This window comes from Gilliamella sp. CG25, assembly GCF_046635705.1.
GTDB lineage: Bacteria > Pseudomonadota > Gammaproteobacteria > Enterobacterales > Orbaceae > Gilliamella > Gilliamella apicola_I.
Map to the genome: position 1 here is coordinate 1 of NZ_JBIDFJ010000007.1, position 17980 is coordinate 17980.

The following is a 17980-nucleotide window of genomic DNA, read 5'->3' on the forward strand; positions in this document are numbered from 1 at the left end:
GGTGATTTATAAACATTTGAAAATGCGTTGGTATATTCAATGACTAATTTGCCATTTTCATCACGTCCAATTGTATAATCAAATTCACTATCTTTTTTCTCAATGATATTCCAGATAGCATCATCTTGACCGACAACATCAACTAGATTGATTTTACCGCGTTCTGAATTTCCTCGGCCGATTTCAGTTATATCAATATTGGTTTTTCCTGACGTATTACCTTTTACGACAAGTTTATCTGACTCACCTTTTTCTGTATCCACATACATATTCAGTTTGCCATCTTCACCACGGTAATCACCATTGACAGTTAATACTGTATTTGCTGAATCTTTACCTAAATCGATAGTTCCACCATTGACTAAATTGCCAATTGTTTGGTTATGATCTTCTAAATTAAGTGAACCTTTCTTATCAACGTTATAGTTAGATTTTTCGCTAAAGACATTCTCGGCTTTCGCGTTCCAAGAACCACCAGTTATATTGGTGTTTCCTTCATAAGTATGTTTACCACTAATAAAGTTATCACCAGAGATTACATTGACATTGCCTTTTCCATTTGCTTTGCTATCAATATCCCAGCCTACTTGATAATCATTATTAGTATGATTGAAATTAAGTTCACCCGCTGGTAATGATGGATCTTGATTTGCAAAATGGATAACCGGCACATCAATTGCTCCCGCTTTTTGTGGCGCTTCATTTGGTTTACCACCAATATTTAATTTACCGCCCTCATTGATGGTTATACCATCATTTTCACCATTAGCGTTTTTAGTTGTGTTTATTTTGGCATCATTAGAAACCGTGATTTCACTTTTATTACCAATTGATATATCCTTAACCACATTCAATGCAGAATCAGTTCCATCAACAAATACTTTACCGCCATTTCTAACAACTAAAGTACCGTTGACTGTATCACCAATATTGGCTTTAGCACCATTTAAAATATTTAGCTCAGCATGACCCGTATTTACATTTTTTTCTGGCCCTATACGCATAGTGGCCGCATTTAATGTTGAATCCTTACCTATAACATTAAAAATTGCAGTACCATTTGCAAATCCAAGCAATAGCGTATTTTTTGCATCAAATAAGCCGCCCTCTATGACATCAACTTTGGCATTACCATTAGCGCCAACAAATACTTGAATTTTCGATTTTTGAATGAATGCGCTTCCTTTACCTTTCACTGTTAGGGTGGTATTAGAACCAGCTTCACTTCCTATACTTGGCGAAGCCCAAGCAGTATTAGTGAAAGTACCACCATTTGTGATTAATACATTCGCATCACCACCTTGGAAACCAAAGTATGCAACACCCTGAGCATTAATAAGATGTCCATTATCAAGAATTAATTCACCTGAATTTCCTGCGCCTCGACCAACTAAAATTCTTGCTAACGATAGCGTACCGCCATCACTAATCGTTAGACGTCCTTTTCCATTTGTCCCTGATCCTAATGAATATTCCTCATTGGTTATTTGACCACTTTGAATTGTGCCAGTACCATTACCTTTGATTGTTTCATTCGAATTAATATGAATTGGTGCAGCTAATGCACTTTCAGACATCGCAGCTGTAATCATGATGGCTGCTGCAATTTTACTTACTGAAGATTTTGTTTTGCCTTTGGCTAGTTCCGATACTGCCAAGCTTATTCCTTGTCTATTTTTTAAAACTTTGTAGATTTTATTCATTTATTAAATTTCCTTGATTTTACGATATTAAACATAACCACTAGTCTTTTAGAAAGTTATGTAAAAATATTATTGATCGGATTAAATGATCAATCAATATTCAATCGATCGAAAATTTCTTATAAATATTGTAAGCATTATTTAATCTATTGTTTTTGTTTATTAAATATTAATTAATTCAATGAAAAAACAATGAAAAGTTTTGATGAGATAATTTTCAGATAAACGTAAAAACCGCTAATCTAATTTTCGCTTAAAAAGTGATAAACATTGGACCTATTTTGCACACCAAACTTCTCAATTTATAACGGTTGATAACTTGGCTAGCTGACATAGACAACGCAAATAAATTTTTAATAAAATTTAAATGGTAAGCCATTATTTTATTTTTTCTCTATGATATTTATTAAATTTTTTTAACATTTACAGCGCTATTAATTAAACGATTTTTATAACAACATTATTTTTTTAGATTTAACATTGGGAAGATAACATTTTCGATGTACTGAGTTGAGGAAATAGACTTCAGCTAAAATATGGGTTTTCAGGCACTCTTAAGAGTACCTGATTTTAAAAGAGAATAGTTAATCGTTGTGATACTAGATTTTTGTTGAAAAAAGTTGATCTGTTTGGTGATCAAGATAAGCTTGATTGACAAGTATTCCATCATTCACACCTTCAACTTCAGGCCCTTTATCCGTTTGTTTTAACATTTTTTTCGTAATGGTTAAAATACTTTTTTGCTGACATTTTGGACATTGGCAATATTCATAATTTAGCATTGACATTTTATCGTCAGTCTTTTTAACGAGCAAATCCCGAATATCTTTTTGAAGTTCTACATTGGCTAATGCATCGGCATAATTACCTACACGACTATTATTAATATTGTTTTCTAATTCTTCACTAGACAAAGAATGGAAAAAATATTTTTTGTACCAAGTTTGGCAATCTTCACAAAAGGCATCTTCTATGAATAAAGCTGTTAAAATTGGGTAAAAGAAGACTAAGAATTCAATCAGATAAACGCCAGCTAATAACATCCCTGAAATTGAACCTTTTGATGAGCTACCTTTAGTAATCGTGATTTCACGATAAGGAATGATATCATCTATTAATAAAGTTATAGTATCAATAGGCGATAAAAACAGTGAAATCCAATTGGACAAATAATTAGTGTCAAATAACAAAACTTCAAAAGTAACCAAATTTGAATAATAGGCAAACAAGCAGATTAAAAAAGTCATTAATATATTGATTTTGACATTACGGATCTTCGCTAATTGAGATAAATTAGATTGCAACATGATTATCACATAACACATCCCCACAATAAGACCGATATCAATAAGAATTAGTGGAGAAAAATGAGAGATTATGGCATATACAACGCCAAGTAAAATAGCCACAAAAATACCCAGCAAAGTTAAAACAATCGTAGAGCCCAGATTGAATTTATTTGAAAATTGATAGTGTTCAGTTGAGGTGTTCATTATTTTTCCTTATATTTATAGATAAATCTACTTTGATTATTTCAATAGAAAAATTAGATAATTTATATTATTGACAGCAAGTGAAACCGTCATTATTTTCATAAAACATATCAAAGCTTTTTTGAGAGCGGCGTATTTTAGTATGAGTAAAAGGAAAGAAAAAGGGATTTTTTTAAATGTTGAAATCGAGCTATTTTTAAATTCATTAACTTCTCAATATTTTGATAATAAAATCAATTGATATTGAGAAGAATTACGTTGTTATATCTAATTAATAAAATTATTCGATATTTTGTACTTGTTCTCGAATTTGTTCTATTAAAACTTTTAATTCAATGGCACTAGCCGTGACATCGGCATTAATAGATTTTGAAGCAATGGTATTCGATTCACGGTTGAATTCTTGCATCATAAAATCAAGTCGACGTCCAACGGCTTCATTTTTCTTCAAAATTGCATAAGTTTCTTTAACGTGTGTCATTAGACGATCAAGCTCTTCAGCAACATCAATACGTTGAGCCATCATGACAATTTCTTGTTCAAACCTTGAGCTATCTAATTCGATATTGGCTTCAGCTAATTTAGTTTGTAGACGCTCTTTTTGCCATTCCAAAATCTGTGGCATCCACTGACGAATCTTTTCAACTTGTTCCGTTATCCCTTCGAGCCGTTGGATGATAAGCTCACCTAATGCTTTACCTTCACGTTCACGTACAGTAATAAATTCATCAATTGTCGAATCTAATATTGCTAAAAGTTCTTGCGATATGGTATCTAAATTTTGCTCTTTAGCTGATAATACACCTGGCCAACGTAAAACATCGATAGGATTGACTTCGCCGGATTTGTGCTCTGACTGAATCCAATTAGCTGCATTTAAAATTTGTTTAGCTAGATCTTGGTTTAAAGATAATTCTTGATGTTGAGCAGCAGGATCCAATTCAAAACGCAAATGGCATTCAATTTTACCCCGCGTTAAACGATGACGAAGCCGTTCACGAATAATAGGCTCAAGTGAGCGAAACTGTTCAGGCAAACGGATGTAAGTTTCTAAATAACGTTGGTTGACCGAACGAAGCTCCCAAGAAGCGGTCCCCCATGGTTGATTTACTTCTTTTCTGGCATAAGCGGTCATACTGGAAATCATAATGGCTTCCTAAATTTAGTAAAAAACTTGCTGGGCATTGTATCACAAATTCTGTATAATGCGCTCTTAGCTTAGGCTAAACATCAACCTTTTCTTGTTGATGTCCTCCTAAATGGTAAATTCAAATAATTTTTTAAATATAACTGCTGGAGAAATGCATGCGCCCGTCAGGTCGATCTGCGGAACAAGTCCGCCCTATCAAAATTACCCGTCATTACACTAAGCATGCAGAAGGTTCTGTATTAGTAGAGTTCGGTGAAACAAAAGTACTGTGTAATGCAACTGTCGATGAAAGCGTACCCCGTTTTTTAAAAGGTCAAAATCAAGGTTGGGTCACGGCTGAATATGGTATGTTGCCTCGTGCGACTAATTCAAGAACGCAACGGGAAGCGGCAAAAGGTAAACAAACAGGTCGCACAATGGAAATTCAACGATTAATTGCTCGTTCATTAAGAGCAATGATAGATCTTAAACTTTTAGGCGAATATACCATTACCTTAGACTGCGATGTCATTCAAGCTGACGGTGGTACAAGAACAGCTTCAATTACTGGCGCGTGTGTAGCGCTAAATGATGCGATAAATAAAATGATTGCCGAAGGTAAAGTTAAACAAAATCCGATTAAATCATTGGTCGCAGCGGTGTCTGTCGGTATTGTCGATGGTCAACCTGTATGTGATTTAGAATATATTGAAGATTCTAATGCTGAAACTGATATGAATGTAGTAATGACTGATGACGGACGAATTATTGAAGTTCAAGGGACTGCCGAAGGTGAACCTTTTAGTCATGACGAATTATTAAAATTATTAGAATTAGCCAAAAATGGCATTGCAACAATTATTGATGCACAAAGACAGGCCTTAAAAGATTAATTGGAGAGGATTGATGAAATCATACAAAAGTGAATTTATTGAATTTGCTTTAAATCGGCAAGCATTGAAATTTGGCGAATTCACCTTAAAATCAGGTCGAAAAAGTCCTTATTTTTTTAATGCGGGTTTGTTTAACACCGGTAAAGATTTAGCGCTTTTAGGTCGCTTTTACGCTGCGGCTTTATTAGATGCCAAGCTCGAATATGACGTAATTTTTGGTCCTGCTTATAAGGGGATTCCGATTGTATCATCAACTGTCGTTGCATTATCTGAACATCACAACGTTGATGTTCCTTACTGCTTTAATCGTAAAGAGGCAAAAGATCATGGTGAAGGAGGCAATTTAGTCGGCAGTTCGATTTATGAGCAACGTGTTATGCTGGTTGACGATGTTATTACTGCCGGAACCGCAATACGTGAATCGATGCGAATATTGGAAGATAATAAATCAAAATTAGCTGGCGTATTAATTTGCTTAGACCGACAAGAAAAAGGTCGTGCCGATCTTTCTGCAATTCAAGAAATTAAACAAACTTATCATTGCGAAGTGATTTCAATTATTACACTTGATGATTTGATCCAATATCTTTATCAAGATCCAACCAGACAAGATCAAGTAAAACTAGTTGAAGCTTATCGTGAGCAATATGGTATAAACTAAAGTAAACTCTTACACAATCAGCTAATGAAATAAAAGCGTTGAAAAACGCTTTTACATCTTTTTACAATCCCATACATTTTTTAGACATTTAATCTGCTTTTTATCTATAATCTAGATTAGATTTATGTAGCCTTTTATTAGCAATTCAACAAGTATTTTTATAAACAAATAAACCTTAACTGTAGGATAATAAGATGAAAAAAACAATTTTATTTGCCATGTTACTCAATATTGGTATCGCCTTTAATAGTTATGCTGCTAACTCAGTTAATCAAGAATTGAATGTCAATAATACTTATCTTCAATTACAAGAATTAAAATATGGCAAAAATTTAATACCTGTGGGAAAAGTTGAAGCCAAAATTTCTGAAACTGTCGTATTAAAACCTGACACAGTACAATTTTCTGTAACTTTACTAACTGATGCCGCAACACCTAACGATGCCTCAGATCTCAATGTAAATATAATGAAACAATTTAAAGATGAATTATTGAAGTTGGGCTTAACTGAAGACAATTTAGAGACAATTGGTTATCAAAACAATGTGAGAGAGATAAATCAAGAAAATAGTCAAGAAAATTCAAAATATCAAGCAAATATGAATATTGTTATAAAGATTGATAATAACGATAGCTTTGTTGATCTCAATAAAATATTAGATAAATATAATATCAATGATATTCATCAAGTAAAAAGCGATAAAGTTAAAAATCTCTATGCTTTCAATATTCGCGAAACAGCCCAAACTTTAAATAACGCCAAAGATAATCTTTATAAAAAATATTCAACCATTACCGATGAATTAAAAAAACTTCAATTAACTGATTTCACCATAACCAATTCAGATACGGATAAAATATCACCGGAAAGAATTACTGTAAAACAATATTATGTTCAGCATAATCTTATGGTCAAAACAACTAAGCTTGACCTTATTGGTAAAATTATTGCTAAAGCTCAAGAATTAAAAATGGTTGTCAATGATGATACTTATTACACCGTTTCGAAAGAAGCCGTTCAAAAAGCAGTTGAAGAGCATGAAGCAATATTATTAGCTAAACTTAAAAATAAAGTTGAACGACTACTGGCAAAACAATATCTGTTAGGTGCACCAATACAACTTGATATAAGCGGTGGAGAATTTGATTTGCATTCCGAATACAATCCATCTCAACGTTATGCGAAAAGATTGTATGCTGATGGAAATATGAGGGCTGATGTTAATATTTATGCTCCAACAGAGTATAAAATAAATCTTGTTTTATCAGGTACTTTTGAAACACTTAAACCTATACAATAAACTTTCAAGATAAACCTATCATCAATTGAACACGCTCTCCTTAGTTAGCTCTTTAATTAAATGGTAAATAGTCGGAGAGCGTTTAACCCCGAATATACTTACCATTTTATTTATAATTTAAAGTATTTATTGTACAAATAGTTTACTAAATCAATCATCCATTTTTTCAAGCTACTCTTTTAAAACTTCGATTCATTTAGAATGGCTCTGTACATAAAATTTAGCATTATCATAATGGTAGATAATTGTTGAGAAATCGAATGGTTCTCCTGCCGATGTATAAAATATCTCTTCAACACATAACGCCGGATCGCCTGCTTGTAAGCCTAAGTATTCCGCTATTTCAGCGTCTAATTTTATCGCTTTGAAATACTTATCTGAAAAACCAATGCTAATTTTACAGATATCTTTCACATAACTAAATATTGAATGCTCAGCAATTTCTTTATTCAAATATGAAACCAGTTTTTTGCGATAATAAGATTGTTCAAATCCATATATTTCGCCGTCCACATATCGCAAACGCTTGATGTAATAAACGTGTTCATCATCACTACATCTTAGATTTTCTTTTACTTTTTTGTCTGGTTCAATAACATCTACGTTAAATACTTGCGATGCACCAGGAAGATCGTTTAAATCTACACTAAAGCCGTGACTCTCTAGAAAATTGAGATATCCACTTTTTTTAGGCTGTCTGACAAAAATACCACTACCTTGTATTTGATAGATTACGCCATGGCGTTCAAGTTGATTTAAGGCTTTAATAATGGTTGTCCGACTGACTTGATATTGGTTAATTAACCCTTCAATATTGGGTAATTGGGTATCTTTTGGCAATTTTTGTTGATAAATTGTTCGTTTAATTTTTTCTGCAACATCCTGATATTTTAACATTTATTTCCCTTCTCTGTTTTTTAGATAGGCATATCCCATTTTATACAGGTTATTTTAATATTAAAGCAAACAAATTTAAAATTAGATCTAGATCACAAACAATAAAATTGGTAATTAACAATTTTCAATTTGTCGATAAGATAAGCTAACTGTATTTTTTATAAGGAACTTTAAACAATGTCATCAAAGATTCGAGACTATAATAAGTTGGCTGTTGATATTTTGAATGAGCTGGGTGGTGAAGATAATATTGTCACAGTCGCTCGTTGTGCAACACGTTTACGTTTGGTAACCCAAAAAACACCCGAAAATGCTAAAGAAAATATTGCTAAATTCCCTGGCGTCATAACCGTTGTTGAAAAAGGTGGACAAATTCAGGTGGTGATTGGCACAAATGTCGATAAGGTCTACAATGCTTTTATACAATTAATTAAAACAGATAATAAAGTTGCAAGTTCCGAAAATAAAAATATATTAAATCTTATCATTGCAACTATGTCAGCCGTTTTTGCGCCTTTCGTTTATGTTTTAGCCGCATCGGGAATATTACAAGGGATTTTAATCTTAATTAAATTAGCCATTCCTGCTTTTGAAACAACAGGTACTTATCAAGTATTCAATTTTATTTCTTGGGCACCCTTCGCCTTTTTACCTATTTTTATTGCGATTACTGCATCACAACATTTTCGCTGTAATATTTATATCGCCGTGGCGTGTTGTGCAGCCTTGTTATCACCAACATGGGCTGAACTGGCTGCACTCATCAAATCAGGACAAGAAGTTAATTTATTTGGTTTGGCATTGTCTGAAACTACTTATACATCTACGGTTTTACCCCCTTTATTCTTAGTTTGGTTGTTATCTTATTTAGAACGATTTTTAGAGCCACGTTTACATAGCATCATCAAACCACTCCTGATGCCTCTTATTTGCTTAGTCATTATGGTTCCGCTTACTTTGCTTGCAATCGGTCCGCTGACTGCAAATGCTGCACATTATATTGCTAATGGGTATAACTGGATTGTTAATCTTGCACCATCTGTGGCAGGTGGATTAATCGGTGCAGTCTGGCAAGTATTTGTTATTTTCGGTGTTCATTGGGGAATCACACCCGTTATCATTGAAAATATTAATCAATACGGTCAAGATTCATTCCAAGCTTTCCAAACAATTGCTGTTATTGGTCAAGTGGGCGCGGCGTTAGGATTCTATATCAAAACCAAAAATAAAGATATGAAAGGGGTCTCTTTATCCGCATTTGTTACCGGTATTTTTGGTATTACTGAACCGGCTATATATGGTGTTAACTTACGTTTCAAAAAACCATTCATTTATGGCTGTGCATGTGCAGCAATAGGCGGAATTGTTGCTGGATTTTTTACACCTTATTACTATACCTATGCCGCTTTGCCGGGTCCGTTAACTATAGTTAATGCGATTAACCCTGAACACCCAGGATCATTTATTGGCGTATTACTCGGTTCAGCAATTGCCCTGTTTGGACCTGTATTATTGATACAAATTTTAGGGACGGGTGAAACAAAATTATCCTCAAACGATTCAATCGAAGATGATACGCCAAATATTTTACTTGATGAAATTCAAATTACCAGCCCAATGACAGGAAAAGCGCTGCCACTGAGTGAAGTCCCTGATCCTGCCTTCGCGCAAAAGTTAATGGGAGAAGGTATCGCAATTGAGCCAACGGATAATCACGTTTATGCCCCTGATGATGCGCAAATTACTGCAGTATTTGAGCGTTCAAAGCATGCAATTGGTTTGACCTTAAATAATGGTGTAGAACTATTAATCCATTGTGGTATCGATACAGTTAATTTAACAAATAACGAATTTAATTATCATGTATCATTAAATCAACAAGTTAAAAAAGGTGATTTGCTTATCAGTTTTGATACAGACGCAATTATAAAAGCGGGTTATCCATTAATCACCCCAATTATTATTGTTAATAGTACGCAGTATCAGCAAATCACTTTAACCGATAAAACAGACGTTACAACTCAAGATATCGTATTTGACATTAAGCAATAACAAGGAACACAGATATGAAGCAAAAAAATTTTTTATGGGGTGGTGCATTAGCTGCCCACCAATTTGAAGGCGGTTGGAATGAGGGCGGTAAAGGCCCAAGTGTCGTCGATGTTATGACAGCAGGTGCACACGGTGTGCCAAGACAAATTACGCAAGATATTGAAGCAGGAAAATTTTACCCAAACCATACCGCAATTGATTTTTATCACCATTATAAAGAGGATATTAAACTATTTGCGGATCTAGGACTTAAATGTCTTCGTACTTCGATTGCTTGGACAAGAATTTTCCCTAAAGGCGATGAACTACAACCTAATGAAGAGGGATTACGGTTTTACGATGCGGTATTTGATGAATTAATTGCCAACGGAATTGAACCGGTCATTACCCTATCCCATTTTGAAATTCCTTTGCATATTGCTCGTGAATATGGAGGATTCCGTAATCGTAAAACGGTTGAGTTTTTTGAACGATTTGCGATCACCTGCTTTGAGCGTTATAAAAACAAAGTTAAATACTGGATGACATTTAACGAAATTAACAATCAAATGGATACGAGTAATCCTATTTTCTTTTGGACTAATTCTGGTGTACAAGTCAAAGCAGGTGAAAATCCGCAAGAAGTCCTTTACCAAGTTGCTCATTACGAACTCTTAGCCAGTGCTAAAGCCGTGATCGCGGGTAAAAAAATCAACCCAAATTTTCAAATTGGCTGTATGATTTCTCATGTACCAATCTATCCATACTCATGTAATCCTGAAGATATGATGGCTTCAGAAATTGCAATGCATCAACGATTCTTCTTCCCTGATGTTCATGTCCGAGGTTATTACCCTGCTTATGCATTAAAAGAGTTTGAGCGTGAAGGTTATAAACTTGATATTACGCAAGAAGATTTAGCATGTTTGAAACAAGGCACAGTTGATTACATTGGGTTTAGTTACTACATGTCTACTGTCGTTAAAGCCGATGTCAAAAATGATAACCGTGACAATATCGTCAATGGTGCTTTACCAAATGCGGTTGAAAATCCTTATATTAAAAGCAGTGACTGGGGATGGCCAATTGACCCTGAAGGCTTACGCTATACATTAAACCGTTTATATGATCGCTATCAATTGCCGTTATTTATTGTAGAAAATGGTTTCGGGGCAATTGATCAACTTGAAAATGGTCATCAAATACATGACCAACCTCGAATTGAATATCTCGGTGCACATATCAAAGCAATGTTAACAGCAATGGACTATGACGGGGTCGATGTTATTGGGTATACCGCATGGGGAATTATAGATGTTGTATCCTTTACTACTGGCGAAATGAAAAAACGTTATGGTGTGATCTATGTTGATCGTGATAACGAAGGTAATGGTAGCATGAAACGGTATAAGAAGGATTCCTTTGATTGGTATAAACAAGTCATTCAGACCAACGGTGAAAACTTAAAATAACGACTTAGTTAAGCCAAACTTATTTATGGGGATTTTATGATATTTCAATCATCCCCATAAATTCAGCTTAACACCTTAGTGCTTTAAACAGCTAAAAAGGGAAGATTAACTGTTTGTCTAATTGTGGATCAATAAGGGTAACATGAAAGCCAATTAACCTAACCCCCCTATCATTTCGTCGTTCTTGCCAAACTTTGTACGCTTGTTCAATCAAATCTTGTTTATCCAACTTTGCCCAGACATGTTCTTGTGTCGTGAGTTGAAAATCATCAAATTTAAATTTTACCCCTTGTCGGGCAATCGATAAATCTGTTCTGACTTTACTTAATCGTTTTTCTAACTCATCATAAAGTGGATCGAGTTGCAGTAAACAGTCATCCCAAGTATGAATATCATCAACCAAAGTACGTTCAACACCCACTGATTTACGTTGCCTGTCATTACAGACTTCACGCTCATCAATGCCTTGACATCTTTCATAAAGCACTCGACCAAACTTACCAAATTGATTAAGTAATTTGGTTAAATCATACTTCACCACATCTCGACAAGTAAATAACCCTAGTTCAGCCAGTTTTTTTTCGGTGACTTTCCCCACCCCCGGAATCTTTTTAAGAGGGAGTTGCTGTATGAACGAATCAACTTCGTCAGGTGTAATCACATATTGACCGTTAGGCTTGTTCATATCTGAAGCAATTTTAGCTAAAAATTTAAGTGGCGCAACACCAGCTGACGCAGTTAAACCCAGTTCATTAAATATAGCTTGGCGAATGTCTTTGGCAATTAATGTTGCCGAACCATGGCAAAGTTGACAATCAGTCACATCTAAATAAGCTTCATCAAGTGATAAGGCCTCGATTGCTTGGGTATAACGCTGAAAAATTTGATGAATCTGGTTTGAAACTTCTTTATAAACAGCATGTCTACCCGGAATGACTTTAAGATTTGGACACAGTTTTACCGCTTGTGCCATTGACATAGCACTATGAATACCAAATTGTCGAGCAAGATAATTAGCTGTTGCGACAACGCCTCTTTTTCGTGGGTCACCCCCAACAGCAATGGGGATATTACGGTATCGAGGGTTGTCCCGCATCTCAACTGCCGCATAAAAACAATCCATGTCAACATGAATGATTTTTCGCATAATCTGAATGATAGCATCTAAAATATAACTGTATAAATATACAATATCATACCTTAAATGCTTGTGCAATCAGGATATCAATTACTTAACCAATTTATCAAAATCCACTAAACCTTTTTTATCATAGGGATCGCCAATCCAACGTATTGATGGTTTAAAGTTAGGATTAACTAAACTTTTTTCAGGCTGATATAAATTGTAACTTAAGCCTGCTAAATCAGACCAAGTATGAATTAAATCTTGTGAGCTAAATTTGCGATCAACGTAAGCTTGATAATCATTAGGATGTGTTTTCAACCAACTTGGTGATTGCCAAAGTATAAAGGGAATGGTATACATCGGTTTGGTTGGTGCTTTTTCATTTCGTCCTAAGACATCATACGGTGGTGTTTGATAAACCTCTTCACCATGATCGGAAAAATACAACATAAAACCGTTATCATGGCTCTGTTTAAAAGTATTAAACAATGTCGTTATTACATAATCATTATAGCTAATTGCATTATCATAGCTGTTGTAGACTTTGGCGTTATCATCGTCAATATTGAATGGAATGCCTGTCTTATCTTGAAAAACATTATATTCACTACTTTTCGGATAACGAAATTCATATTTCATATGCGTACCAAGTAAATGAATAACGATAAATTTCTTTTTAGCGGGATCGGTTAACACCTCTTTAAAAGGCTGAATCACAGCATCATCATATTGTCTGGCACTTTGGTTACGATCGTTATTCATATAATATTGTTTATCTGTTTGCTTAGAAAACATGGTTAACATCGTATTTCGTTTAGTCATTGTTTGTTGATTGGTAATCCAAAATGTTTTATACCCTGCTTGTTTCATAAGATGAATGAGTGAAGGTTGTGTTAAGTATAAATCAGGATGCCGCTCATCGGCGAAAGTCAGGGCTTGTTCTAAAATTTCGATCGTATATGGTCTGGATGAGACAACATCGTTGAAAACCAATAAATTTGGATTTTCTTTTTTAAATTGTTCAATCATCGGGGTGGTATTTCGGTTATAACCGTAAATCCCCATTCTTGTACGGGTAGTCGATTCCCCAATGATTAAGACTAATGTTCTTGGTGTCTCCCCATTACTATCTGTTAAATTTTCTAATGAAGGCAAAGATTGCAAATTATTCAAAATATTTTCCATATTAGAAAGTTGTGAACGGTATGCAATATAGCTGCTCATTAATTGCCAAGGTACTGTCGTTTCCATACGGCTTAATAAATGTGCTCCCGCTTTCTCTAAGGAGGTTTTTTTTACCATTACACTGATTACTAGTGGCATCAAAGCATAAATAGCAATCAATAGTGAAACCATCCACTTAGTTTTATTTTGGACATAAACCGGTTTGACTTGTTTCCAAAGAAATAGCGCCACTAAAATATAGACGACTAATACGGCAATCAATTTAAAACTCAAGTATTGCTGAATATATTCATTAGATTCGTTGAAATTTGATTCAGCCATTATAAAAAAAACACTTTGTGAAAACTCCTGCCGATAAATCACAAAATATGCTAACGAAATTAAAGACAATCCGCCAACTATAATCCCATAAATGGCTGCAATTTTACGAGTATAATTAGGAAAAAATAACACCGGTATGACCCAAATTAAGCTATAAATAATAGAATCTCTTAACCCAATAAAATTAGAGTGTCCCGACAGAGAAATATAGAGTTGCAAAGCGGATGAAAAATAGGTAAAAAATAATATAATCAAAAATAACGAGGAAAAACTAAATTTCTGATCTTCTTTCAAATTTTGCATAAATATCAATAACGAATCATGATGAATAAGTTTTTATAAGATACATTGGGTAGATTAATAAAACCTTAAGCACTCACATTCGATATTGAAACTAACAAAAGCCAACGGTAATCAATAATGCTATGAAAGCAATATGAAGCATATTTTCAATGAATATACTGCTTAGCTAAAGATTAATTTTAGCGGATTAAATCGACTTCAAGCCTAATAGCTGAGCAACATGTTGATGTTCTGAACAGGTTAACTTTTTGGGTGAATGATTAAAAATAATCTGCCCTTCATCGACAACTAAACATCGTGAAAAATAGTACAATGATTCATCCAGATAATGGGACACCATCATTAATGTTAATTCAAATTCTTCACAGATTTGGTTAACTAATTCAAGCATTTCAAAACGTAATGATTGATCCAGCGCTGAAAAAGGCTCATCTAAAAGTAAAATCGGACGATGTTGAATTAGACACCGCGCTAAAGCAACCCGTTGACGTTGACCACCCGATAATTGTTCAGGGTAACGTTGATTAAATCCTGTTAATCCAACTTTTTCTAAAATATCATCAATAATTTGCATTTGTGAAATATTCAGCTTTAAAGAAGGTTTTAATCCTAAAGCGATATTATCTTGAACCGTTAAATGGTCAAACAAATTATTATGTTGAAACAACATAGATACCGGGCGTTTTCCGGGAGTGACATTCGTCATATCTTGATCATCGAGTATTATTTTTCCTGAATCAGGTGAAATAAAACCGGCGATTAAACTCAATAATGAACTTTTCCCAGCACCACTTGGCCCAACAATGACGACCCGTTCTTTTGCGGCAATACCAAAATTAAAAAACATTTTAAAATTATCATAATGATAATTAATATGATTGAGTGTGATCATCATCCACCAAAACCAATAAACTAAAAGAGATAATTAATAATATTGCCGCTGTGACACTACCATCTTGATAATGATAATGTGATAGCTGCTCATAGAGGTAATAAGGCAATGTGATGACTGACTGCCCACCAAATAGTGCGATAATGCCAAAATCCCCTAAAGATAAGATAGCCGAAAAAACAAAACTTTTTAACATTAATTTGTTTAACGCTTTATATTCAATCAAATAAAAATGGTTAACCCCGTCAATGCAAAGGGATTGGCTTAATAGCCAATAACGCTTAGTGACATCGAACATGGGGGTAGCCAGACTTTTAATGACAAAAGGTAATGCCATTAAAGCATTACACAATATTAATAAAATGCAGATAAACCAAGTATTACCTGCATACTGATAAAATAATATAAACAGTCCTGACGCTAAAATCATGCTGGGAATCGCTAAAATTAACGAACTGGCTAACATTAATCGATTACTCCACGTTACCTTTTGATAAATGAGCAATCGACTATTTGTCCAAAGAATAAATAGTGCCATTAACAGGGTTACGATGGCTGACCCCAATGCAATGAAAAGTGAAAACAGTGTTGCATGTTGAAAGGTTGGCGTAAACAGTGACAAACGGAAAAAATAAACACCATCAATCACGACATTTATCAAAGGAAGTAAAATAAATAATCCCCCTATAATAATCACGATTGAACTTAGCAAGGCAGCCAAGCCAGAAACAGGAAAACGGTAGTTTTGCTTTATAAAGCGCATTGTGACTTGTTTATTATTATTAAACTTTTGCATTATTCCCATAAAACCTACACAACAAAGCAATTGCAATAAGGAAAGCAAAACCGCTTGAATAAAATCAAAATCACGAATGGATTGATAAATTGCTACTTCAATGGTGGTATATTTGGGGCCACCGCCTAAAGCCAATACAATCGCAAAACTTGAAAAACAGAGCATAAAAATCAGCGAAGCCATAGGCAATATTTGCCGACGAAGATGTGGCCATTCAACCAATCGAAAAAAAGTGTAACCAGAAAAATTCAATTGAGCGGCTAGCTGTTTCTGTTCAACAGGCACACTCATCAGCGTACGGTAAAATAGACAACAAGCATAAGGAAAATTCAAAAATACGTGTGCTAATAAAATTCCTTGTAATCCATAAATTGACCATGAAAATGGCAAGCCGATATATCCAACAAAGATTGACAGTAATCCCTGCTGCCCATAAACGGATAAAAGCCCTGTCACAACAACTAGTGCAGGTAAAATAAACGTCACCGGCATTATTCGCAACAATAGACCTTTACCCCAAAACTCAACCATGGATAAAACTTTTGCCATTAATATAGCAAAGAAAATAGAAAGACATGTTGATAGTGTGGCTTGATAAACAGTTATCCACAAAATATGTAATAAATAGCTGTCAATATAACTGTTTATCTCACCTGAAGTTATTGCGTAATAACCAATGGATAATAATGCACTACCCAGTACAACCATTATGCTACTGGCGGCAAGAATACCCGGTATTAACGTTCTGAAATTCAACATGTTAATGTCTATTATTACTTACTGATCGCTGATTGCCACTCACGAATCCAAGCTTTTTGTCCTTTTTCAACTTGCTCAGATCCAAATTCTAACGCCTTAGTGACAGGCTTTATTTGCTGATAAGCCTCAGGTAATGTCGTTTGAATAATCGGGTACATCACATTCTTTTCAGCAATCTGACGTTGTATTTCAGGTCTGAGTAAATACTGTAAAAACTGACGTGCTAACTCAGGTTGCTGACTGTATTTGATTATACCTGCTACTTCAACCTGACGGTAATGTCCTTCATCAAAAATGGCTGCCTCATAGCGATGATCATTTTTCATAATATGAGCAATCGGCGATGTACTGTAGCTTAAAACAAAATCAGCTTCGCCTTTCAAAAACATACCATAAGATTCACTCCAGCCTTTGGTGACGGTTACCGTATTTTTAGCGATCTTTTTCCATACATTGGCAGCATCATCGCCATAGATATTTTTGATCCAAAACAGTAGACCTAGTCCTGGCGTACTGGTTCTTGGGTCTTGATAAATAATTCGCCAATTGGCTTTATTATCAACAAGTTGTTGCATACTATGGGGAGGATTTTTGATTTTATCTTTGTTATAAATAAAAGCAAAATAACCATAATCATAAGGAAGAAAATCATTATCCCACCAATCAGTGTTAAGATTATCAGGTTTAATGATTTGATGAGGAATAACAATATTGGCCAACTTAGCTTGCTGTAAAATGTTATTGTCTAAGCCTAAAATAACATCGGCATTGGTCTTTTTCCCTTCGAGCCGGATCCGATTTAAAATAGATACACCATCCCCTAACGAAATGATATCCAACTGACAATCACACTCCGCTTCAAAACCTTGCTTAATGGCCTCACCTGGGCCCCACTCAGACATAAAAGAATTGTAACTATAAACGGTTAAAGTTGGCTTAGCATTGGCGGTATCAATCAAGAAAAAAGCTGAAAAAACAAAAAACAAAAGAAGATTCTTACGAAACATTTTGCCTCCAA

General features: G+C 34.6%; 14 protein-coding genes. 5 read left to right on the forward strand and 9 right to left on the reverse strand.

What is annotated here, in order from left to right; all coding sequences use genetic code 11:
* From ACGH6P_RS06735 to ACGH6P_RS06745, 3 genes are all read right to left on the reverse strand, one after another.
* On the reverse strand, positions 1-1703 hold a 1703-nt coding region (locus ACGH6P_RS06735), incomplete at its 3' end, for an autotransporter outer membrane beta-barrel domain-containing protein (RefSeq protein ID WP_411597059.1).
* A gap of 599 nt (positions 1704-2302) precedes the next feature.
* Entirely contained in the window at positions 2303-3196 is an 894-nt protein-coding gene (locus tag ACGH6P_RS06740; protein WP_267352165.1) for a hypothetical protein, read from the reverse strand.
* A gap of 280 nt (positions 3197-3476) precedes the next feature.
* Entirely contained in the window at positions 3477-4343 is an 867-nt protein-coding gene (locus ACGH6P_RS06745; RefSeq protein ID WP_267352166.1) for a YicC/YloC family endoribonuclease, read from the reverse strand.
* 158 nt (positions 4344-4501) lie between these two features.
* On the opposite strand from ACGH6P_RS06745, the gene rph reads away from it, so the two are divergent.
* The 3 genes from rph to ACGH6P_RS06760 all read left to right on the forward strand — a co-directional run bounded on the left by rph (position 4502) and on the right by ACGH6P_RS06760 (position 7180).
* Positions 4502-5218 carry a ribonuclease PH gene (rph, locus tag ACGH6P_RS06750; protein WP_220215281.1) on the forward strand — a complete coding sequence of 239 codons (717 nt, stop codon included), beginning with the start codon at positions 4502-4504 and terminating at the stop codon, positions 5216-5218.
* A 13-nt stretch (positions 5219-5231) separates the two neighbouring features.
* Positions 5232-5879: an orotate phosphoribosyltransferase gene (gene pyrE / locus ACGH6P_RS06755; protein ID WP_411597060.1), complete on the forward strand. Its 648-nt coding sequence runs from the start codon at positions 5232-5234 to the stop codon at positions 5877-5879.
* A gap of 194 nt (positions 5880-6073) precedes the next feature.
* Positions 6074-7180 (forward strand): SIMPL domain-containing protein, encoded by a 1107-nt coding sequence (locus tag ACGH6P_RS06760; protein ID WP_267352168.1) that lies wholly within the window; start codon positions 6074-6076, stop codon positions 7178-7180.
* Positions 7181-7372: 192 nt separating this feature from the next.
* Here ACGH6P_RS06760 and ACGH6P_RS06765 read toward each other — a convergent pair whose 3' ends face one another.
* Positions 7373-8077 (reverse strand): GntR family transcriptional regulator, encoded by a 705-nt coding sequence (locus ACGH6P_RS06765; protein ID WP_267359312.1) that lies wholly within the window; start codon positions 8075-8077, stop codon positions 7373-7375.
* Between the two features lie 177 nt (positions 8078-8254).
* Here ACGH6P_RS06765 and ACGH6P_RS06770 point away from each other — a divergent pair, with 177 nt between their 5' ends.
* Together ACGH6P_RS06770 and ACGH6P_RS06775 are read left to right on the forward strand one after the other, a co-directional pair.
* Entirely contained in the window at positions 8255-10129 is a 1875-nt protein-coding gene (locus ACGH6P_RS06770) for a glucose PTS transporter subunit IIA (RefSeq protein WP_411597061.1), read from the forward strand.
* Between the two features lie 14 nt (positions 10130-10143).
* The gene (locus tag ACGH6P_RS06775) at positions 10144-11580 is read left to right on the forward strand and encodes a 6-phospho-beta-glucosidase (protein WP_411597062.1); all 1437 of its coding nucleotides are present in this window, start codon (positions 10144-10146) and stop codon (positions 11578-11580) included.
* Between the two features lie 91 nt (positions 11581-11671).
* On the opposite strand, the gene dinB is transcribed toward ACGH6P_RS06775, so the two are convergent.
* The 5 genes from dinB to thiB form a co-directional block, all read right to left on the reverse strand.
* A complete protein-coding gene (gene dinB / locus ACGH6P_RS06780; RefSeq protein ID WP_267352172.1) occupies positions 11672-12727 on the reverse strand; it encodes a DNA polymerase IV in 1056 nt (351 codons plus the stop codon).
* Positions 12728-12808: 81 nt separating this feature from the next.
* Positions 12809-14515, reverse strand: coding sequence for a phosphoethanolamine transferase CptA (cptA, locus tag ACGH6P_RS06785; RefSeq protein ID WP_411597063.1), 1707 nt, complete (start codon positions 14513-14515; stop codon positions 12809-12811).
* Positions 14516-14702: 187 nt separating this feature from the next.
* A complete protein-coding gene (gene thiQ / locus ACGH6P_RS06790) occupies positions 14703-15362 on the reverse strand; it encodes a thiamine ABC transporter ATP-binding protein (RefSeq protein WP_267352174.1) in 660 nt (219 codons plus the stop codon).
* A gap of 22 nt (positions 15363-15384) precedes the next feature.
* Positions 15385-16962, reverse strand: a complete 1578-nt coding sequence (gene thiP, locus ACGH6P_RS06795) for a thiamine/thiamine pyrophosphate ABC transporter permease (protein WP_411597064.1) — start codon at positions 16960-16962, stop codon at positions 15385-15387.
* Between the two features lie 14 nt (positions 16963-16976).
* Positions 16977-17969, reverse strand: coding sequence for a thiamine ABC transporter substrate binding subunit (thiB, locus tag ACGH6P_RS06800; protein ID WP_411597065.1), 993 nt, complete (start codon positions 17967-17969; stop codon positions 16977-16979).
* Positions 17970-17980: the final 11 nt, after the last annotated feature.